This is a genomic window from Pseudomonas sp. FW300-N2F2 (genome assembly GCF_017351655.1).
Lineage (GTDB): Bacteria > Pseudomonadota > Gammaproteobacteria > Pseudomonadales > Pseudomonadaceae > Aquipseudomonas > Aquipseudomonas fluorescens_AA.
The window spans coordinates 1,374,880-1,393,919 of record NZ_JACNDQ010000002.1 but is presented as its reverse complement, the minus strand read 5'-3'; the positions used below and the strand labels follow the sequence as shown (position 1 = coordinate 1,393,919).

Sequence of the window (19,040 nt, the reverse complement as noted above, 5' to 3'; positions counted from 1 at the left end):
ATTGAAACGTTCATAGTTGCCTCCAGAGGATTTTATGGGGCGGCGATTCATCGCCGCCCGCTTGGTCAGTGCCGTGCGATGAACTCGAGAATCGATCGATTGACCTGCTCGGCCGCTTCCATCTGCACCATGTGGCCCTGGCCGGGGAGCACTTCGACCTGGGCATCCAGCCCTTCGCTGTGGGCCGCCGGGATGATTGCGTCGTCGCTGCCCCAGATCACCAGGGTCGGTACGTGACCGGCCTGCACCACATCGCGCAGGTCCACCTGCTGGCGGCCGTCGGCGAACAGCGTCGCCGACAGTTGCCGCAGGGCGGCGTCCACGCCTTCCAGGCGCTTGTACTTGAGCATGTCGTCGAGCATCTGCCGCGTGACCAGCTCGGCATTGGAGAACAGTTGCACCAGTGGCGGCTTGAGGGCGTTGCGGTTGGCCGCTTCGACGAAACCTTGCAGGTAGCCGCCGTTGATCTGCGCGCCCAGCCCGGCGCTGCCGATCAAAGTCAGCGACCGTACACGCTGGGGCATCAGGCGCGCGGCATTCAGCGAAACCGCCCCACCCATGGAATGCCCCACCAGATGCACAGCGTTGATGTCCAGGTGATCGAGCAAGGCCAGCACCACGCCGCTCAGCTCGTCCAGGTCGCCGCGTTGCAGGGTTTTCGAAGATTCGCCATGGCCCGGCAGGTCCAGGGCAATGACCCGACGCCCGACGGCCAGTGCTTCATGGTTAAACAGCCAATTGTTCAGGTCGCCGCCGAAACCGTGCACCAGCACCAACGGCACGCCGCCCTCGCCGCGTTCGAAATAGCGAATCACCCGCCCGTCCAACTCGACTTTCTGCGGTGTCGGGCCGCTGTCCTCATCGGCTGCGTCACCGGGCACGAAGTTGGACTGGAACTGCTCGATGACCGCGTCGATCTCGGCGTCGCTGGCCTCGCCGTCGACGACGATGCCAAGCAAGGCGCCGACCGCCAGGGTTTCGTCCTGGCGGGCAACCTGCCGGCGCAGGATTCCGGAGAACGGCGCCTCGACGCTGCTGGAGATCTTGTCCGTCTCGACGTCCATCACTTCCTCGCCCTTGGTGATGGCCTGGCCCTCCTCCTTGAGCCAGGCATCGACCCGGCCCTCGGTCATCGACAGGCCCCACTTGGGCATGGTCAAGGTATGAATCTGGCTCATCAGCGCTTGCTCCACTCGATCACGTTGAGCACGGCTTGCTCGATCTTCGCCGCGTCAGGGATGTACAGGTCTTCCAGGGCATCGGAGAACGGCACCGGCGTGTGCGGCGCGGTGACCATTTCGATCGGGGCCTTGAGCGCGCCGAAGGCCTTTTGCGCCACCAGCGCGGAAACATCGGTGGCCATGGAACAGCGCGGGTTGGCCTCGTCGATCACCACCAGGCGCCCGGTCTTCTCCACGCTTTCGAGGATGCTGTCCTCGTCCATCGGGCTGGTGGTGCGCAGGTCGATGACTTCGCAGTCGATACCGCGCCCGGCCAGGCTGCGGGCGGCGTCCATCGCGGTGTTGACCATGCGTCCGTACGACACGAGGGTCACGTCCTTGCCGTCGCGCAGGAAGTTGGCCTCGCCAAAGGGGATGGTGTAGAGCTCTTCCGGCACTTCGCCCTGCATGCTGTAGAGCAACTTGTGCTCGCAGAAGATCACCGGGTCGTTGTCGCGGATCGCCTGGATCAGCAGGCCCTTGGCGTCGTAAGGCGATGACGGGCAGACCACTTTCAGCCCCGGAATGTGTGTCCACAAGGACGTGAGCATCTGCGAATGCTGGGCCGCGGCGCGCAAGCCGGCGCCGACCATGGTGCGGATCACCAGGGGCGTGGAGGCCTTGCCGCCGAACATGTAGCGAAACTTCGCCGCCTGGTTGAGGATCTGGTCCAGGCAGCACCCGGCAAAGTCGACGAACATCAGTTCGCACACCGGGCGTACGCCGCAGGTGGCGGCCCCGACCGCCGCACCGACGTAACCGATTTCCGAGAGCGGCGTGTCCAGCACGCGCCCGGGGAACTGGTCGTAAAGGCCCTTGGTCACCCCAAGTACACCGCCCCAGGCGTCGTTTTCACCGGGTGCGCCAGCGCCACCGGCCACGTCCTCACCCATGATGAACACGCTTGAGTCCCGGCGCATCTCCTGGGCCAGCGCTTCGTTGATTGCCTGCTGATAGCTGATTTTTCTCGCCATGATGGAGTTCTCTATTCTTGTTGTTCAGGAGGGCGTTCAGGGGTAGCTGACGTAGACGTCGGTCAGCAGGTCCGCCGAGGAAGGCTTGGGATCGGACTTGGCCTTGTACACGGCGTTTTCAATCAGCAGGTCCACTTCCTTGTCGATCTGGTCCAACTGCTCGACGGTGAGCAAGCCGGCCCGGGTGGTGCGCTCGCGGAACTGCATCAGGCAGTCCTGGTTTTCACGGAAGTGCTTGACCTCGTCGGGAGCCCGGTAGGTCTGGGCGTCGCCCTCGAAGTGGCCGTAGTAGCGGGTCAGCTTGACCTCGATCAGCGACGGCCCCTCCCCGGCACGGGCGCGTTCGACGGCAGCCCCGGCGGCTTCATGCACGGCAAAGAAGTCGAAGCCGTCGACAGTCACACCGGGCATGCCGAACCCGGCCGCGCGGTCGGCGATGTGATCGCAGGCCACCGACCAATTGGACGCGGTGGCTTCGGCGTAGCCGTTGTTTTCCGCGACGAACAGGCACGGCAGGTTCCACACCGAGGCCATGTTCATGGCTTCGAACACCGCGCCCTCGTTGGAGCCGCCGTCGCCGAAAAACACCACGGCGACGCTGTCGGTGCCCTTGAGCCGGGCCGCCAAAGCCGCGCCGACCACCAAGGGCGCGCCGGCGCCGACAATGCCATTGGCGCCGAGCATGCCTTTCTCGAAGTCAGCGATGTGCATCGAGCCGCCCTTGCCTTGGCAAACGCCGGTTTTCTTGCCGTAGATCTCGGCCATCATGCCGTAGACGTCCACGCCCTTGGCGATGCAATGGCCATGGCCACGGTGGTTGGAGGCAATGCAATCGTCATCGCCCAGGTGGGCCATGACGCCTGCGGCCGAGGCTTCTTCGCCGGCATACAGGTGGACGAACCCGGGGATTTCACCCGTGGCGAACTCCACGTGCAGGCGCTCTTCGAAGGCGCGGATGGTGCGCATCACCTGATAGGCGTGCAGCAGTTGATCGTGGGTGAGCGGTGTCGACATTTTTATTCTCCTGGGGTGTCTTCTTGAAGATTCAGAGGGTGTTGCGGGTGTTCGCGGCCGATGGCCAGCAAACGTTGTTGCGCGGCGTAGGCCAGCACCGCGTTGACATCGATGCTCAGTGGACCGCCGGCATCGAGGGTGACCGTGGGCCGGTCATGAACGTTGAATTCGATTTCCCGCTCGCCGTCCAAGGCCAGGGTGCCGCTGGAGAGCGACAGGCCGTGGGCGACACCGGGTTCCAGGGGGCCGGCGGCGAGCACGCCACAGCCCTGCAACAGGCCCGGCGCGAGCGGCACCAGCAACGCTTCGGGGGATTGCGGGTCCAGGCGCATCCAGGCGCCACCCGGTGCCTGGCGTGACACCGGCAACCACAAGCCGCATAGCGCCGACAGGCCGATGGACTGCGGCTCGGCGAAGGTCACGAACACTTCGGCCAGGTCCTGTGCCCGACTGATAGCCCGGGCGCCGACAAACCGCAGGGGCGACACGGCGACGTCCACCAAGGCGACTTCGCGCAGGCCACGTCTGGCGTCGCAAACCAGCAAACGCTTGTTGCGGCGCAAACCGATCTGGGCCGGGACCCGGCCACTGGCGTACAAGCCACCGGCCAGTCCGGCACTGGTGGCTTCGCGCAGTTCGGGAAAGGCGTTGTTGGTGCCGGTGGACAGGGTCAGCAACGGGATGTCCCCCACTTCGGCGGCCACCGCCTTGTGGGTACCGTCGCCACCGAGCACGGCGATCAGCGCCACCTCGCGCTCGGCCATCAGGCGCGCGGCCTGGCGGGTGTCTTCGACGGTCTGGCGCAGGGTCAGGTCGAGGAACTCCAGGGCCGGCCAGTGGCTGCTGCGGGCCTGGCGGCTGTGGCTGTTCTTCAGCACGGCGGCGGCCATGCCAATCATGTCGGTGGGCATCAACACCCGCTCGATGCCGGTGGCACCGAAAGCGGCCAGCAGGCGCTGGATCACCGAGACCTTGTCGGTGCTGGAAAACAGCCCGGCATTGGCGGTCAGGCGCCGCACGTCGCGGCCCGATGCGGGGTTGGCGATGATGCCCACGGTCAGTGGCCGGCGGCTCATGGTGCCACCGCGGGAGAAACAGGCGAACGGCCTGGGCAGGAGAACATAGGCACCTCGTTGTTATTATTGGATGACCCGTCAGGCGGGCTCCAGGGGTAGAGCAAGGGCGGTGCCAGTTACCGGAAAAGTCCAGGAGACAGCCGGGCCAGAGCGGTCCAGGCGGGATGTTCGATGCGGCCAAGCGAGCCCCGCTGAGACGCTCCATGTCAGCCTGCACGAGGTGGCGGCGAGACGCTGAGACGTGGCGTCTCACACCTGCCGAACAACCCGTCGGTGCTTGTCTGCACCCGGCGAACGGCGCTTAATGTGCGCACAACGACAAGAAGCTGAATCGGAGGCCCCTATGCTTTCCGCTCACTCCCGGGCGCACGTGGATTGCGTCAGCCGCGTGGTGAAAAACGCGGCGCAATTGCCTCAACTGCCCGTCCCGGACCTGATCCTCGACTCCTGGCGTCGCTCCCTGGAGCAACATCACCTGGACCCCGGTTCGCTGCAGGGCCCGCGCATCCTGTCCCAGGACGTGCTCAAGCAATGCCGCGAGCGCTCCGAGCTGTTCCTCAATATCGCCAGCGAAGAAGTGGCCCGCCTCCATGGCCGGGTACGTGATGCCGACTACTGCGTGCTCTTGACCGATGCCCAGGGCCAGACCATCGACTATCGGGTGGAAACCACGATCCGCAATGACTGCCGCAAGGCCGGGCTGTACCTGGGCACATGTTGGTCGGAGGGTGAAGAAGGCACCTGTGGCGTGGCGGCGGTGCTCATGGGCAAAGCCCCGGTGACGGTGCACAAGCGCGACCATTTCCGCGCGGCGTTCATTGGCCTGACCTGCTCCGCCGCACCGGTCTTCGACCCCCAGGGCGAATTGCTCGGGGTGCTGGACGTCTCGGCAGTGCGCTCGCCGGATGATCGACGCTCGCAGCACCTGATCCGGCAAATGGTGGTGCAGAGCGCCCGGGAGATCGAGCAGGCGTTTTTCATGAGCAGTGCCCAGGGCTACTGGGTGCTGCGGGCCCATCGCAACGCCGGCTACGTCGACAGCCAGCCGGACTTCCTGTTCGCCTGGGACGACGACGGTTGCCTGCAAGCCTTGAACCCGGCCGCCCGCCACTACCTGCTGCAACATTACGGACAGTTGCCGCAACACATCGGTCAGGTGTTCGACCAGCAGCGGCTGCACCGGGCCCGGGACGAAAGCCTTTGCCTCTTCGATCACGCTTTGCATGGCCGCTTGAGCGCCCCCCGCCAGCGGGCCAATCCGCGTCCGCGGGTGGCGATGACCCCGGCCGAGATCGATCCGCGCCTGACCGACAGCCTGCGCCTGGCGGTACGGGTCAAGGATCGCAACCTGCCGGTGCTGATCCAGGGCGAAACCGGCTCCGGCAAGGAAGTGTTCGCCCGGCAGCTGCACCAGGCCAGCCAGCGCCATGATCGCCCTTTCGTGGCGTTGAATTGCGCCGCCATTCCCGAAAGCCTGATCGAAAGCGAATTGTTCGGCTACGTCGCCGGCGCCTTCACCGGTGCCTCGGCCAAAGGCATGCAAGGCCTGCTGCAACAAGCCGATGGCGGCACCTTGTTCCTGGATGAGATCGGTGACATGCCGCTGGCCTTGCAGACCCGCCTGCTGCGGGTGCTGGCCGAGGGTGAAGTGGCGCCGCTGGGGGCATCCCGCCGCAAGGCCGTGGACATCCAGGTGATCTGCGCCACCCACCGCGACCTGGAGACCCTGGTGGCCGCTGGCGAGTTTCGTGAGGATTTGTATTTCCGCCTCGGTGGCGCGCGTTTCCAGCTACCGCCGTTGCGCGAACGCAGCGACCGGCTGGCGCTGATCAATCGAATGCTTGCCGAGGAGTCGGCGCTCTGTGGGGAGACAGTGCAACTGAGCAGCGCGGCGCTGGAATGCCTGCTCGGTTATCACTGGCCGGGCAATGTCCGCCAGTTGCGCCATGTGCTGCGCTATGCCTGCGCGGTGTGCGAAGCCAGTGTGGTCCAACTCAGCCACCTGCCCGAGTCATTGCACCGCGCGGACGCCGCCGATCATGGACCGCAGCCGAGCGCCAGCCCGGAACGCCAGGCGCTGCTCGATGCCCTGGTGCGCCACCGCTGGAAACCCACCGCCGCCGCCCGGGCCCTGGGCATTTCCCGGGCGACCCTGTATCGGCGGGTGCACCAGCACGGTATCGAGATGCCAGGCCGGAGCCCGGCCTGAGGCCTATCGGCGTGCCAGCTCATGACGGACACATTGTTCGTAGTAGGTCTGCTTGACCGCAGCAGGCTTCAGACGCGAAGCGCTGTTGTAAGTCTGCTCGGTAATGCCCAGGGCGGTCATGCGCATCCAGGGCCGGGGAAACTTGCGCACTTGCAGCTTCTTGCGCGCGCCGTACAGGCTGACGCCGGAAAGCTTCGACGCCTGCGCGCCCGCCGCAATGTCCGAACCCCAGCGGCACACCGACTGCTGGTTCTGCGTCAGCGCCTTGGCCTGGGCTCCAAGCGAGACGGCGGCCAAGAGAAACGTCGTTACGACCCACATAGAAATACGCATAGGTTTGTCGCCCAACTTTCTGAAAGGAAAGAAGTTTGACTGGATGCAAATGAGCAAGGGGCCAGCATTTGCCTGCGGCCCCTGTGCCTTTGCCCTCGCCATCTGCGACATCCGTTCCCAAATGGCACGACAATCTAGAAACAAGAAGAGAATGCAATTTCAATAGATTGATATTAAAGGTTTTTAATTTAAGTCTTGGCTTGCCTTCGCCTCCTGCAGCAACTGCTGGATCACCTGCTCCTGCTCGCCGTAGCGCCCTTCGCCAAAGTGGCTGTAGCGCACCTGCCCCTTGGCATCGATGAAGTAATGGGCCGGCCAGTACTGATTGTTGAAGGCGCGCCAGATCGCATACTGATTGTCGATCGCCACCGGGTAGTGGATGTCCAGCTTGCGTACCTGCTCGCGTACGTTGTCGATGATCTTCTCGTAGCCGTATTCCGGGGTGTGGACACCGATCACCACCAGCCCGTCCTTTTCATACTTCTTCGCCCAACCGTTCACATAGGGCAAGGTGTGCTGGCAGTTGATGCAGTCGTAGGTCCAGAAGTCCACCAGCACCACCTTGCCCCGCAGTGACTCGCTGCTCAGCGGCGGCGAGTTCAGCCATTGCACCGCGCCGTCCAGCGCAGGCATGGCGCCCTGGGATTCGAGGGCCGGCATAGAGCTTGCGCCGGCCTTGCTCACCACATAGTCAATGACCTTGGGCACGTTCTTCAGCAAGCCTTGTTCCAAGGTGGCCGAGGCTTGGGAGGAAGTCGCCGCCAACAACCGATCGTCCGCCCCGGTGCCAATCGCCACGGCTGCCAGCAACACCACTGCCCCCGTTCCCCGGCGCAACCAGGTGGTGATCGGCAGCGAGAGTTTCAGGCGCCCGACCAGCCCACGCCCGGCCAGGATCAATGTGCCCAGGGACAAGGCACTGCCCAGGCCGTAGGCGAGCAACAGTAGGCTGGTTTGTGCACTGGCGCCTTGCAGCATCGCGCCGGTCAGGATCACCCCGAGTATCGGCCCGGCGCACGGTGCCCAGAGCAGCCCGGTGGCGACCCCGACCAGCACCGAGGCCACCGGCCCGGCCATCCGCCCGGCCCCGGCGTCCAGGCGATTGCCCAGGCTGACCAGCGGCCGCGCCAGCCAGATGCCGACCCGGCTGAAGATCAATGACAAGGCGAACACCACCATCACCACCAAGGCGACTTGCCGGCCGACGCTGCTGGCGCGCACCACCCATTCGCTACTGACCACCGCCAGGCTGGAGACCAGGGCGAACGTCAGCACCATGCCGCCGAGGGTCAGCAGCACCGAGCCGCGGGAGCGACCGGCCCGGGCGAACAGAAACGGCACCACCGGAAGAATACAGGGGCTGAGAATCGTCAGGATCCCGCCGAGAAAAGCGATCAGAAGCATGGCAACACCTCAATCTAAAAGGCTGACATAGACCCTGTGGCGAGGGAGCTTGCTCCCGCTGGGCTGCGCAGCAGCCCCCGAAATCGACCTGACAACTGGGTACGTCAGGAAAATAAAGGGGCCGCTTCGCGCCCCAGCGGGAGCAAGCTCCCTCGCCACAAAAAGCAGGTCAGTTCTGGTTACTGCAGTTATCGGAAAACTTGCGATAGTCCAGCGCTTGCTCGTGGCCTGCCGAATCCAGGTAGGTCATGTGGGCGTTGACCACGCCGCAGGTCGGCTCGGCGTCTTCGGTAAGGGAAAGCACCTTCTGGATGTCCAGGTGGGTGCCGTAGGTGTAGCTGTGCGCCTGCACGTCGCTTTCGGCCCGGGCCGACAGGGTGCAGATGTTCAGCGCGGCGAAAAGGCAGGCGGCGTAGAGGGCTTTGGTGTTCATGGCGATTCCTCGATTCAATGGGGTTTATCTGCCGAGGCTGCGTTGTGTTGCCTCGATGGGTGCCATTGAATGCCGCGCAGGTATCGCGTCTGTATCGAGCCACGTGGCTTTTTGCATCGCTGTGTATCCGTCGCGCGCCAGATACACTGCAATACAAACCGCCGCGAGCCAGGCCGACCGGCGCCTGTAGACTGCTCACAACGAAACGCCGAGGAGCTGGACACCATGGATCATGTCGATCACGTGTTGATAGTGGATGACGATCGCGAGATCAGAGAGCTGGTTGGCAACTACCTGAAAAAAAATGGCCTGCGCACCACCGTCGTCGCCGATGGCCGGCAGATGCGCGTTTTCCTGGAAACCACCCCCGTGGACCTGATCGTGCTGGACATCATGATGCCCGGCGACGACGGCCTGGTGCTGTGCCGGGAGCTGCGTGCCGGCAAGCACAAGGCCACGCCGGTGCTGATGCTCACCGCCCGCAACGACGAAACCGACCGCATCATCGGCCTGGAGATGGGCGCCGATGATTACCTGGTCAAGCCGTTCGCCGCCCGTGAGCTGCTGGCGCGGATCAACGCCGTGCTGCGCCGCACCCGCATGCTGCCGCCCAACCTGGTGGTCACCGAAAGCGGTCGCCTGCTGGCATTCGGGCGCTGGCGCCTGGACACCACCGCCCGCCACCTGCTGGACACTGACGGCACCATGGTTGCCTTGAGCGGCGCCGAATATCGTTTGTTGCGGGTATTCCTCGACCATCCGCAACGGGTGCTCAACCGCGACCAGTTGCTTAACCTCACCCAGGGCCGGGACGCCGACCTGTTCGATCGCTCCATCGATTTGCTGGTCAGTCGCCTGCGCCAGCGCCTGCTGGACGATGCCCGGGAGCCGGCCTATATCAAGACCGTGCGCAGCGAAGGCTACGTGTTCTCGCTGCCGGTGGAGATCCTCGAGGCGTCGGTATGAGTCTGCCGCTGCGTTGGCCACGGACCCTGGCCTCGAGGTTGTCGCTGATCTTCCTGATCGGCCTGATCCTGGCCCAGGGCCTGTCCTTCGGTGTCCAATACTACGAGCGCTATCAGAGTGCCAAGTCGACCATGCTCGGCAACCTGGAAACCGATGTCTCGACCTCCGTCGCCATTCTCGACCGCCTGCCTGCCGCCGAACGCCCGGCCTGGCTGCCGAAACTCGCCCGGCGCAACTATGGCTACCTGCTCGACGAAGGCCAGCCAGGGCAACCGATGGATCTTGCCGATGCGCCGATCTCGGTCAGTTCGATCCAGGAAGCCATCGGCCAGGCCTATGGCCTGACCTTCAAGCAGATTCCCGGGCCGAAAATGCACTATCAGGCGCTCCTGCGCCTGGGGGACGGCAGCCCGCTGACCATCGACGTCCGCCCGGCGATGATGCCCCTCTCCCCCTGGCTGCCGATGGTGTTGCTGGGGCAGTTGGCGCTGTTGATCGGCTGCACCTGGCTGGCCGTGCGCATCGCCGTCGGCCCCCTGACCCGGCTGGCCCAGGCGGTGGAAACCCTCGACCCGAACGCCCACAGCGTCCGCCTGGACGAAAAGGGCCCGACCGAAGTGGTGCATGCGGCCAAGGCCTTCAATGCCATGCAGGACCGCATCGCCGCCTACCTCAAGGAGCGCATGCAGTTGCTGGCGGCGATTTCCCATGACTTGCAGACGCCCATCACGCGCATGAAGCTGCGCGCCGAGTTCATGGACGAAGGGATCGAAAGGGACAAACTGTGGAGCGACTTGAGCGAAATGGAACACTTGGTGCGTGAAGGCGTGGCCTATGCCCGCAGCATCCATGGCGCCACCGAGGCCAGCTGCCGGATCAGCCTGGATGCGTTTCTCGACAGCCTGGTGTTCGACTACCAGGACACCGGCAAGGACGTGCAACTGTCCGGGAAAAACGCCGCCGTCATCGACACCCGCCCCCATGCCCTGCGGCGGGTGCTGGTCAACCTGGTGGACAACGCCTTGAAATTCGGCGGCGCGGCGCAGATCCAGGTGCAACCGGCCGCCAACGGGCAACTGGTGATCCAGGTGTTGGACCGTGGCCCCGGGATCAGCGAGCTGGAACTGGCCGAGGTGCTCAAGCCGTTCTACCGGGTGGAAAGCTCGCGCAACCGGGAAACCGGTGGCACCGGCCTGGGCCTGGCCATCGCCCAGCAACTGGCCATCGCCATGGGCGGCTCACTGACCCTGAGCAACCGCGACGGCGGCGGCCTATGCGCCGAGCTGCGCCTGGCATTCTCAAGCTGACACAACCAACAACCTCTGTGGGAGCGAGCTTGCTCGCGATAGCGGTGTATCAGCCGGCATCCGTTCAACTGACCTGACGCCATCGCGAGCAAGCTGAACTGGTCAACTAATTTTGGACACCAGTTACGGTTTCATGCTGCCAGTTTCTCCATAGCTACCGGCGACCGGTAGTCGTTGTAGCTATGGAGTCTGACGTTGTTGTAACGCATCACATAACGCTGCACATCCACGCGGGCTTCATGCTCCGAGCTGTAGCCATCTTCTGGCACCCACTCCGACTTCAGGCTCCCAAAGAAACGCTCCATCGGGGCGTTGTCCCAGCACTCACCTTTGCGACTCATGCTTTGCAGGAGTCCATGCTTGCGCATTTCATTCCTGAATTTGTGGCTGGTGTATTGGCAGCCTTGATCGGAATGAAACAGCACCTCTTTTGGGCAACCTCGCAATTGCACCGCCATTCGCAACGCTTCGCAGGTCAGCGAGGCATCGGAAATCATTGAAAACGACCAGCCCACGATCCGGCGAGCAAACAGATCCAGCACCGCCGCGAAATACATCCAGCGCTTGCCGACCTTGATGTACGTCACATCGCCACACCACACCTGGTTGATCGCCGTGACATCAAACTTGCGCTTGAGCACGTGCGGCGCCACCAACGCTTCCACGCCGGAAGATTTGTACTTGTGCCGCCGGCGCTGACGACTGGCAACACCGGCTTCGCGCATCAAGCTGCGAGCCATATGCCGCCCGACACGATGTCCCTTTGCTTGCAGCTCCTTGGAAAGGGTGCGAGACCCCGCGGATGCTCTGGACTCCTTGTGATGCTCGACCAGCACGGCTTTAAGTTTCTCCCGCTCGGGCTTCACTTTGCCTTGGCGCTGACGCCAGGCGTAAAAGCTGCTGCGGTTGACTCCAAACGCCCGACAGCAATTGTTAATGCCGTACTGCTCGTCCAGCTCATTGATCAACGAGAATGATCTTTGGAGTCCAAAAGCAGGAGAGCACTGGCCTTTTTTAGGATTTCAATGTCCAGGTCTTTTTGCCTGAGCAACGCTTTGAGCTGCTGAATTTCACGCTGATCAGCGGTAATCGCCTTGGCGCCCACCGGGGTCGAACCCAAGCGTTCCTTGCGAACCTGATCGACCCAGCGGCGAAGCGCCGTGGGCCCAATATCCAGGCTGGCGCAGACTTCGGGAACCGACTGTCCCTCGTCCAGCACCATGCTGGCCGCTTTGAGTTTGAACTCACTGGAGTAAGATTTACGCATAACCAAAACACCTCAGATTTGGGCGCCATCATAGCGCCCGATTGAAGTGTCCAAAATCATTAGGCCAGTTCAAGCTCGCTCCCACACTGTTCCAAGGCGCTACACAGATTGATGCCTTACCAGTCCCCCTGTGGGAGCGAGCTTGCTCGCGATAGCGGTGTGTCTGCAGGCATCGGCTCAACTGACCTGACGCCATCGCGAGCAGGCTCGCTCCCACACTGTTCCGAGGCGTTATACAGATTGATGCCTTACCAATCCCCCTGTGGGGTATTGGATTTGGATGCAGGTTTGTATGTCAGTGTGTCTGCGGATGATGGACATACACAAACTTGCACGATACGGCGTTGCGGACACACCCCGCTTACACCGGTTTGAAAGACTCCTCGTACCCCGGCGCCCATCACGACCGGGCCTCGACATCCAAGGAGCCTTTACATGCCTACCGCAACTGCATCTCCCCTTCGTTTCCAGGGCTGGTCGCTGTTCAGCCTGCTCGCCGCCCTGGTGCTGTTGATGACCGGGTTGATCCTGGTGCTCAACCCGGACCTCACCGAAGGCGTGCGCAGCGCCATTCGCGCCACGGCTCGTTCGTCCTTCTTCCTCTTCCTGCTGGCCTTCACCGCCTCGGCATTCGCGGTGCTGGTGCCCTCGCCCCTGAGCCGCTCGCTGGTGCGTGAACGACGCTTCATCGGGCTGGCGTTTGCCTTCTCCCATCTGGTCCACGCGGTGCTGATCTACAGCTACGGCCAGCTCAACACCGAGTTCTGGCCCGGCCGCACCACCCTCGGCAACGTGCCGGGCACCGTGGGTTACGTCTTCATCCTGCTGCTGGCCCTGACCTCGTTCAAAAGCACCACGCGCCTGATCGGCTTCAAGGCCTGGAAGCGCCTGCATGTCACCGGTATGTGGGTGCTCGCGGCGATCTTTGCCTACTCCAATTTCAAGCGCATTCCCATGAGCGACTGGTACGTGCTGCCGTTCGGCCTGATCTGCGCCGCCAGCGCCATCCGCCTGGTGGGCAAGCTGGCCCAGGCCACTCAGCGCCGCCATCGGCCGCAACACGCTTGAGCCCAGGGAGGCCGATCATGTATTCAAACGTACTGAAAACACTGCACCTGCATCTCGATCAGGCAGGCGCCTGGCTCGCGCCGCTGGGCCTGCGCCTGTTCCTGGCCTGGGAGTTTTTCGAATCCGGCCTGGAAAAATGGAATGGCGAGAACTGGTTCGCCGAGATCCAGTCGGCCTTCCCGTTCCCCTTCGACCATGTGCCGGCCCAGTGGAACTGGGAACTGGCGATGTGGGCCGAACTGATCGGCGCCATCGCCCTGTTGATCGGCTTGGGCACGCGCCTATCAGCGCTGGTGCTGATCGTCGTCACCGTGGTGGCGACCGCCGCCGTGCACTGGCCGGCGGACTGGTCGAGCTTGAGCGAACTGGCCCAGGGTTATGCGATTACCAACAAGGGGCATGGCAACTTCAAGCTGCCGCTGATCTACCTGGTGGCGTTGCTGCCGTTGGTGCTGCAAGGGGCTGGGAAGCTGAGCGTGGATGCCGTGCTGAAGAGCAGCCTGTCTCACCCAAGCAAGGCCTGACCAAAAACCCTTGTGGGAGCGAGCTTGCTCGCGATAGCAGTGGGTCAGTCGACCTCACAGTGACTGACATACCGCCATCGCGAGCAAGCTCGCTCCCACAGGGTTTGGGTTTAATTGACGGGGTGTGGCTGCACGCCAACAACCCCTTGCTCCTGCATCCGCCGCAACAGCGCCACGGCGCTGTCCATGAACTCGAACGAAGCCACCCCCGCCTCCTGCGCCAACGCCAGCAACTGCCCTCGCCCCGCCAACCCGGGATGTTCCTCGATGCGCTGCAAAAGGCGCCAGGCCAACGGGCTGAGTTCGGCAAAGCGCACCTCAAACCCAGGCGTGCGCCGCACCAGCAACAGCGTCGGCTGGGCAGGTGGCGTCGAGGGCCGGTAGCTCGGGGCCAGGCGATGCACCGGCCACTGGTACGCCAGCGGCCACGCCAGGGGCGAGACACGCAGCGGCAGATCGAGCAAGGCGGCCTCGTCATGACTCGGCAACGGCTCTGCCTCGGATTGCAGCAGCGCCACCTCGACCCACTCATAGTGCGCCAACTCCGCCACGAACGGCGGCCAGTCCGGCGATGGATGGGCCGCGAGGTAGGTCACGAACTCCTCGGCGATTTTACCGAACATGGGCGTGACGCAGCGGTGTTCGCGCAGGAACCGGCGCACGCAGGCACACCAGGGAGCCTGCCCCAGTACGCTCACCAGCACGGGGAAGGTGCCGCTGAGCAGCGAACGCATGTTTTCGAAGACCAGGTCGCGGTACACCTGCGCCCGCGCCGCGTCCATGCCGGTCGGAACCGGGCAGTGTTCCGGGTCGCGCAGGTAACGGGTCAGCGCCTGTTGCTGCTGGTGCAGCGTCTGCCGGGCCTCAGCCATGGCTCACCGCCTGCCGGGGGACGGCCGGGTATTGCAACTGGCGAATCGTCTGCAATTCGGCCACCAGCGCGGCATAGGGCGGGAAGTTGAAGTCCCGTTCGAGCAAGGTCGGCCGCACGCCGAAACGCCCGTAGGCCTGGGCCAGCAACGCCCAGACCTGCGGTTGGACCGGTGCGCCATGGCTGTCGATTTTCAACGTGTCGGACTCATCGTAATGCCCGGCCACATGCATCGCGACCACCCGCTCCGGCTCGAGGCCCGCCAGGAATCCCTGGGGATCGAAACCGTGATTGATCGAGTTGACGTAGACGTTGTTGACGTCCAGCAACAGGTCGCAATCGGCTTCGCGCAACACCGCCCGGGTGAATTCCAGCTCGCTCATGTCTTGTCGGGGGGCGGCGTAATAGGAGACGTTTTCCACCGCCAGGCGCCGCCCCAGCACATCCTGGGCCTGACGGATCCGCGCCGCCACGTGATGCACCGCTTCTTCGGTAAAGGGCAGCGGCAACAGGTCATACAGATGCCCATCATCGCCGCAGTAGCTCAAGTGCTCGCTGTAGAGCGGCACGTTGAAACGCTCGAGAAAAGCACGCACCTGGCCGAGACATGCCAGGTCCAGCGGCGCCGGCCCACCGAGGGACAACGACAGGCCATGGCACGTCAACGGATAACGTTCGGCCAGCGAATGCAAGGCGGCCCCATGGGGGCCGCCGATTCCGATCCAGTTTTCCGGGGCCACTTCGAGAAAATCGAAATCCCCGGCCGGTGCCTGGCGCAGCTCATCGAGCAAGGCCCGACGCAGGCCGAGGCCTGCCGAGGGTTGAGGTAAATTCAACATGACACATCTCCTGGGGAAACGAGATGTGGAGAGCCTCATGGAACGAACACCCACCCCACGATGGAAACCGAACACCCGTGGCCAAGGAGCTGGTATCAACCCATCAGGCTCACCACCCGGGGCGAATCAGGACTCGATAGCCGCCCCGCACTTGCCTTCGCCACATTTGCCTTCCGCGGTCTTCGCCTGGGCCGACAGGTATTGCTTGGCTTCCGGCAACGAGATGCCGCCGTCGTGGTTGGCGTCGATCTTGTCGAACTCCGCCGCGCGCTCCGGGGCCGCGGCGATGAACTCGTCCCGCGAAACCTGGCCATCGTGGTTTTTGTCGGTCTTGGCGAACTTGTCTTCGCCGCACTTGCCTTCGGCGGGTTTCTTCACGGTATCGGCTGCCGCCAGGGTGTAGCCCTGGGCCAGGTCGTTCATGGTCAAGGCCGAAGCCGCCGTGGAGAGACCCAGGCCGCCGACCAGGGCCAGGCCGAGTGCAAGGGACGAATTGCGGGAGAAGTTGAGCATGGGGATTCCTCTGACGATTGACGATTAAGGCGCCAGTCACCCGCACCGAGGCTCGGTGTCGGCTGGCTGGCGTAGTTAATCGCCGATGTGTATCCGGCCTGTGTCACCGGCCTGGGCCTTCGTCAAGCAGGTGTATCCAGGCCTGTGCGGTACACACTGCGATACATGCCGCCCCAACGGGATGTCACCCTCGAGTGGGCATCACGCTTCAACGCCCGAACATGACGAAGACAACGCAGCCCGTCGGCCCCTTCGTTAACACGACTAAGTAAATCAGCCCATCCGCCGATACAAAACAGGTGCGGGTGAAATCGCTTTTTGGCTGATGACTTATCTTTATGATTGAAAATGCTGGCAACGACTCGACTGTCCTTTCCCCGGGCTCGCCAACCCGTAGCTTCACCCGTCGCACTTTTCCGGCCATCATGCTCCTGCTGTTTGTCATGTCCGCACTGGCGATCGCCGTGTTGCTCAACATCACCGGTACCCAGGACCTACGCGCCCGTGAGCAGAGCCTGTTTTTCGCCCAACGGGCCATCGAGGGGATCCGCACCGGCATCGGCCGGGACCTGAGCGACTATTCCAAGTGGAGCGACGCCTACCGGCACCTGCATGTCCAGGTCGACAAGGAATGGGCCTATGACCAGGAAAACGTCGGCAGCAGCGTGTATTCGCTCTACGGTTACCAGGCGGTGTTTGTCATTTCCCCGACCGGCAAGACCGTCTATTCGGTGATCGAGGGCCAAATGAGCGACGTCGATGCCGATACCTGGCTGACCGGCGATCTGCGCGCCCTGTGGAACAAAGCCAGCACCGAGGAGCATCACGACGAAGTGGTCGTCGAAATGCTGCATCACGAAGATGCCCCTGCATTCGTCGCCGTGTCCGCCATCACCACCGGCACGGACAACAGCGTGGCGCAAATTCCCGGCCCGCCCAGCCTGATGCTCTTCGTCAAGGTCCTGGACCCCGGCGCCCTGAAAAACCTGGCGCGGGACTTCGCCCTGCCCGATGCCCATATCGCCAGGACACCAGGCCCAGCCGATACCGCCCAACTACTGCTCGACAACCTGACCCTGGAGGCCCTGGCCTGGCGACCACAAACGCCAGGCCAGGATCTTCGCAAGGGGCTGTTGCCTTTGCTGGCCCTGGCGTTACTGGTGCTGGGAATCCTGGCGCTGGCCGTCCTGCGCCATGCCTTGGTGATGCTTCGCGCCCAGGAAAGCCAATACGCCAGCCTGCTGGCCCACCGCAAGGCGCTGGAACGCAGTGAAGAACGTTTCCGCGACATTGCCGAAGTCTCATCCGACTGGTTGTGGGAGGTCGATTCGACCGGGACACTGACCTACCTGTCGGAGCGCTTCGAACAAGTGACCGGGTTCAGCCCCACGGAATGGCTGGGCAAACCTCTGCAACGGCTGCTCCACCCCCATGGCGGCTCGATCTCGATTGCCCAATGGCTGCTCGGCGGCGCCAACAGCCTCTCTTCGGCGCCGCTGCTGTGCGAGTACACCGCGCGCAACCAGCGCATCCGCACCTGCAAACTGTCGGTACGGGCCATCGAGGCCGGCACCCTGGGTTTTCGCGGCACCGCCACCGACATCACCGACGAGCTGCGGGCGCTGGCCCAGATCAAGCACCTTTCCTTGCATGATCCGCTGACCGGGCTGGCCAACCGCAACCGCCTGTTCGATTGCCTGCGCGAACACCTGGACCGACCTGATCGCCCGCCTCTGGCGCTGCTGAACCTGGACATGGACCGGTTCAAGCCGGTCAACGACTCCCTGGGCCATGCCGTGGGCGATAAAGTGCTCAGGGAAGTGGCGCATATCCTCCAGCAAAACGTCCGTGGCACCGATCTGGTGGCGCGCCTGGGCGGTGATGAATTTGTCATTGTCATGCCCGACCCCGGCGACGCCGACGATCTCGATCAACTGTGTGAACGGCTGATCGATTGCATGCAACGGCCCATGCACCTGGACGGCAATACGCTGTACCTGGGGGTGAGCATCGGCGTTGCCTGGGCGCAGCCCGGTGACGAACGCGCCGATGAACTGTTGCGCCACGCCGATATCGCCTTGTATGCGGCCAAGGCAGGAGGCCGCAACACCTGGCGCGTGTATGTGGAAGCCATGGGCAACCTGGCCCGCGACCGGCGGCGATACGAGCAGCAACTGCGCGACGCCATGCAGCGGGACCAACTGGAACTGCGCTACTTGCCTCGCTTCGACGTGAGCGCTGAGCAACTGCACGGTTTCGAAGCCCAGACCTTTTGGCACCATCCCGAGAAAGGTGAGCTGGGTGGGGCCGACTTCATACCGGTGGCCGAAACCTCGGGCCAACTGGAAGAGCTGGGTACCTGGATGTTGATCAATGTCTGTGAAGAAGCCGCGACCTGGCCGAGCGCCGTCAATGTCTCCATCGCGGTTTCACCCCGGTGGTTCAACAGCAGCTTCCTGCTCAACCAGGTGCAAGAGGCCCTCGAAGCGAGCGGCCTGGCGGCTCACCGGCTGACCCTGGAAGTGGCCGAAGGGGTCCTGCTGGCCGACCACAAGACCGTCGCCAGCACCCTCCATGCGCTCAAGGACCTCGGCGTGCGGATCAACATCGACAAATTCGGCACCAGCATCGCCTCCCTGCGCGAGGTGCTGGACCAGCCGTTCGATGGCATCCGCTTCGATCGCAACATCCTGTCGCAGCTGGGCCTGGAGGACGACAAGGAAGGCGTCCTGGCGATGATCCGGTTGAGCCGCAGCGTAGGACTCATGGTCACCGCCGAAGGCATCGAAAACGCCCTGCAATTCAGCCAACTGCGCAACGTGGCCTGCGACCATGTCCAGGGCCCGTACTTCGGCGCGGCACTGGCCCGCTCGGAAATGGCCTCGTTCTTCACCACGCCGCGGTGGCTGTAACCCACGTCCCACCGCTATCGCGAGCAAGCTCGCTCCCACAATGGACTTTGTGGTGCAGGCAAAAACTCATGAACACCCCAGCCCCCACAATGGGCTCTGTGGTGCAGGCA

Annotated in this window: 18 protein-coding genes; 6 read left to right on the top strand and 12 right to left on the bottom strand. The window is 63.5% G+C overall.

Annotation, left to right across the window (positions count from 1 at the left end; genetic code table 11):
* Positions 1-65: 65 nt before the first annotated feature.
* The 4 genes from J4E63_RS20845 to J4E63_RS20830 are packed head-to-tail and all read right to left on the bottom strand — an operon-like array spanning position 66 to position 4,284.
* Positions 66-1,178 (bottom strand): acetoin dehydrogenase dihydrolipoyllysine-residue acetyltransferase subunit, encoded by a 1,113-nt coding sequence (locus tag J4E63_RS20845; RefSeq protein ID WP_207283199.1) that lies wholly within the window; start codon positions 1,176-1,178, stop codon positions 66-68.
* The gene (locus tag J4E63_RS20840) at positions 1,178-2,194 is read right to left on the bottom strand and encodes an alpha-ketoacid dehydrogenase subunit beta (protein WP_060742039.1); all 1,017 of its coding nucleotides are present in this window, start codon (positions 2,192-2,194) and stop codon (positions 1,178-1,180) included. Before J4E63_RS20840 ends, J4E63_RS20845 begins: the two co-directional genes overlap by 1 nt.
* Before the next feature lie 36 nt (positions 2,195-2,230).
* Positions 2,231-3,208 (bottom strand): thiamine pyrophosphate-dependent dehydrogenase E1 component subunit alpha, encoded by a 978-nt coding sequence (locus J4E63_RS20835; RefSeq protein WP_192261318.1) that lies wholly within the window; start codon positions 3,206-3,208, stop codon positions 2,231-2,233.
* Positions 3,209-3,210: 2 nt separating this feature from the next.
* Entirely contained in the window at positions 3,211-4,284 is a 1,074-nt protein-coding gene (locus J4E63_RS20830; RefSeq protein WP_207283198.1) for an ATP-NAD kinase family protein, read from the bottom strand.
* A gap of 343 nt (positions 4,285-4,627) precedes the next feature.
* Between J4E63_RS20830 and J4E63_RS20825 the strand changes: the two genes are divergently transcribed.
* On the top strand, positions 4,628-6,493 hold the full coding sequence (locus J4E63_RS20825) for a sigma-54-dependent Fis family transcriptional regulator (protein WP_207283197.1): 1,866 nt from the start codon (positions 4,628-4,630) through the stop codon (positions 6,491-6,493).
* A gap of 3 nt (positions 6,494-6,496) precedes the next feature.
* Here J4E63_RS20825 and J4E63_RS20820 read toward each other — a convergent pair whose 3' ends face one another.
* The 3 genes from J4E63_RS20820 to J4E63_RS20810 all read right to left on the bottom strand — a co-directional run bounded on the left by J4E63_RS20820 (position 6,497) and on the right by J4E63_RS20810 (position 8,663).
* Positions 6,497-6,826 carry a hypothetical protein gene (locus J4E63_RS20820; protein ID WP_060743197.1) on the bottom strand — a complete coding sequence of 110 codons (330 nt, stop codon included), beginning with the start codon at positions 6,824-6,826 and terminating at the stop codon, positions 6,497-6,499.
* 183 nt (positions 6,827-7,009) lie between these two features.
* Positions 7,010-8,230 (bottom strand): cytochrome c biogenesis protein DipZ, encoded by a 1,221-nt coding sequence (locus tag J4E63_RS20815; protein ID WP_207283196.1) that lies wholly within the window; start codon positions 8,228-8,230, stop codon positions 7,010-7,012.
* A gap of 169 nt (positions 8,231-8,399) precedes the next feature.
* Positions 8,400-8,663: a DUF2790 domain-containing protein gene (locus J4E63_RS20810; RefSeq protein WP_207283195.1), complete on the bottom strand. Its 264-nt coding sequence runs from the start codon at positions 8,661-8,663 to the stop codon at positions 8,400-8,402.
* 225 nt (positions 8,664-8,888) lie between these two features.
* Here J4E63_RS20810 and J4E63_RS20805 point away from each other — a divergent pair, with 225 nt between their 5' ends.
* Complete coding sequence (locus tag J4E63_RS20805) at positions 8,889-9,629, top strand: response regulator (RefSeq protein WP_207283194.1); 741 nt, start codon at positions 8,889-8,891, stop codon at positions 9,627-9,629.
* Positions 9,626-10,936 carry an ATP-binding protein gene (locus J4E63_RS20800; protein ID WP_207283193.1) on the top strand — a complete coding sequence of 437 codons (1,311 nt, stop codon included), beginning with the start codon at positions 9,626-9,628 and terminating at the stop codon, positions 10,934-10,936. The genes J4E63_RS20805 and J4E63_RS20800 overlap by 4 nt, the downstream gene beginning before the upstream one ends.
* A 131-nt stretch (positions 10,937-11,067) precedes the next feature.
* On the opposite strand, the gene J4E63_RS20795 is transcribed toward J4E63_RS20800, so the two are convergent.
* Both J4E63_RS20795 and J4E63_RS30950 read right to left on the bottom strand, forming a co-directional pair.
* On the bottom strand, positions 11,068-11,904 hold the full coding sequence (locus J4E63_RS20795) for an IS3 family transposase (protein ID WP_259333607.1): 837 nt from the start codon (positions 11,902-11,904) through the stop codon (positions 11,068-11,070).
* On the bottom strand, positions 11,901-12,158 hold the full coding sequence (locus tag J4E63_RS30950) for a transposase (protein WP_237140769.1): 258 nt from the start codon (positions 12,156-12,158) through the stop codon (positions 11,901-11,903). The genes J4E63_RS20795 and J4E63_RS30950 overlap by 4 nt, the downstream gene beginning before the upstream one ends.
* Before the next feature lie 480 nt (positions 12,159-12,638).
* Between J4E63_RS30950 and J4E63_RS20790 the strand changes: the two genes are divergently transcribed.
* Together J4E63_RS20790 and J4E63_RS20785 are read left to right on the top strand one after the other, a co-directional pair.
* Positions 12,639-13,271: a ferric reductase-like transmembrane domain-containing protein gene (locus J4E63_RS20790; RefSeq protein WP_207283192.1), complete on the top strand. Its 633-nt coding sequence runs from the start codon at positions 12,639-12,641 to the stop codon at positions 13,269-13,271.
* A gap of 17 nt (positions 13,272-13,288) precedes the next feature.
* Positions 13,289-13,795, top strand: a complete 507-nt coding sequence (locus tag J4E63_RS20785; RefSeq protein WP_207283191.1) for a DoxX family protein — start codon at positions 13,289-13,291, stop codon at positions 13,793-13,795.
* A 110-nt stretch (positions 13,796-13,905) separates the two neighbouring features.
* Here J4E63_RS20785 and J4E63_RS20780 read toward each other — a convergent pair whose 3' ends face one another.
* The 3 genes from J4E63_RS20780 to J4E63_RS20770 form a co-directional block, all read right to left on the bottom strand.
* The gene (locus J4E63_RS20780; RefSeq protein WP_207283190.1) at positions 13,906-14,667 is read right to left on the bottom strand and encodes a DUF2063 domain-containing protein; all 762 of its coding nucleotides are present in this window, start codon (positions 14,665-14,667) and stop codon (positions 13,906-13,908) included.
* Entirely contained in the window at positions 14,660-15,505 is an 846-nt protein-coding gene (locus tag J4E63_RS20775) for a DUF692 domain-containing protein (protein WP_207283189.1), read from the bottom strand. The genes J4E63_RS20780 and J4E63_RS20775 overlap by 8 nt, the downstream gene beginning before the upstream one ends.
* Positions 15,506-15,631: 126 nt before the next feature.
* The gene (locus J4E63_RS20770) at positions 15,632-16,018 is read right to left on the bottom strand and encodes an EF-hand domain-containing protein (RefSeq protein ID WP_053119671.1); all 387 of its coding nucleotides are present in this window, start codon (positions 16,016-16,018) and stop codon (positions 15,632-15,634) included.
* Between the two features lie 338 nt (positions 16,019-16,356).
* On the opposite strand from J4E63_RS20770, the gene J4E63_RS20765 reads away from it, so the two are divergent.
* Positions 16,357-18,930, top strand: a complete 2,574-nt coding sequence (locus tag J4E63_RS20765) for an EAL domain-containing protein (protein WP_207283188.1) — start codon at positions 16,357-16,359, stop codon at positions 18,928-18,930.
* Positions 18,931-19,040: the final 110 nt, after the last annotated feature.

Coding starts and splice junctions, on each gene's coding strand:
- J4E63_RS20845 (WP_207283199.1), bottom strand. CDS start 1,178: ATGAGCCAGATTCATACCTTGACCATGCCCAAGTGGGGCCTGTCGATG.
- J4E63_RS20840 (WP_060742039.1), bottom strand. CDS start 2,194: ATGGCGAGAAAAATCAGCTATCAGCAGGCAATCAACGAAGCGCTGGCC.
- J4E63_RS20835 (WP_192261318.1), bottom strand. CDS start 3,208: ATGTCGACACCGCTCACCCACGATCAACTGCTGCACGCCTATCAGGTG.
- J4E63_RS20830 (WP_207283198.1), bottom strand. CDS start 4,284: ATGAGCCGCCGGCCACTGACCGTGGGCATCATCGCCAACCCCGCATCG.
- J4E63_RS20825 (WP_207283197.1), top strand. CDS start 4,628: ATGCTTTCCGCTCACTCCCGGGCGCACGTGGATTGCGTCAGCCGCGTG.
- J4E63_RS20820 (WP_060743197.1), bottom strand. CDS start 6,826: ATGCGTATTTCTATGTGGGTCGTAACGACGTTTCTCTTGGCCGCCGTC.
- J4E63_RS20815 (WP_207283196.1), bottom strand. CDS start 8,230: ATGCTTCTGATCGCTTTTCTCGGCGGGATCCTGACGATTCTCAGCCCC.
- J4E63_RS20810 (WP_207283195.1), bottom strand. CDS start 8,663: ATGAACACCAAAGCCCTCTACGCCGCCTGCCTTTTCGCCGCGCTGAAC.
- J4E63_RS20805 (WP_207283194.1), top strand. CDS start 8,889: ATGGATCATGTCGATCACGTGTTGATAGTGGATGACGATCGCGAGATC.
- J4E63_RS20800 (WP_207283193.1), top strand. CDS start 9,626: ATGAGTCTGCCGCTGCGTTGGCCACGGACCCTGGCCTCGAGGTTGTCG.
- J4E63_RS30950 (WP_237140769.1), bottom strand. CDS start 12,158: ATGGTGCTGGACGAGGGACAGTCGGTTCCCGAAGTCTGCGCCAGCCTG.
- J4E63_RS20790 (WP_207283192.1), top strand. CDS start 12,639: ATGCCTACCGCAACTGCATCTCCCCTTCGTTTCCAGGGCTGGTCGCTG.
- J4E63_RS20785 (WP_207283191.1), top strand. CDS start 13,289: ATGTATTCAAACGTACTGAAAACACTGCACCTGCATCTCGATCAGGCA.
- J4E63_RS20780 (WP_207283190.1), bottom strand. CDS start 14,667: ATGGCTGAGGCCCGGCAGACGCTGCACCAGCAGCAACAGGCGCTGACC.
- J4E63_RS20775 (WP_207283189.1), bottom strand. CDS start 15,505: ATGTTGAATTTACCTCAACCCTCGGCAGGCCTCGGCCTGCGTCGGGCC.
- J4E63_RS20770 (WP_053119671.1), bottom strand. CDS start 16,018: ATGCTCAACTTCTCCCGCAATTCGTCCCTTGCACTCGGCCTGGCCCTG.
- J4E63_RS20765 (WP_207283188.1), top strand. CDS start 16,357: ATGATTGAAAATGCTGGCAACGACTCGACTGTCCTTTCCCCGGGCTCG.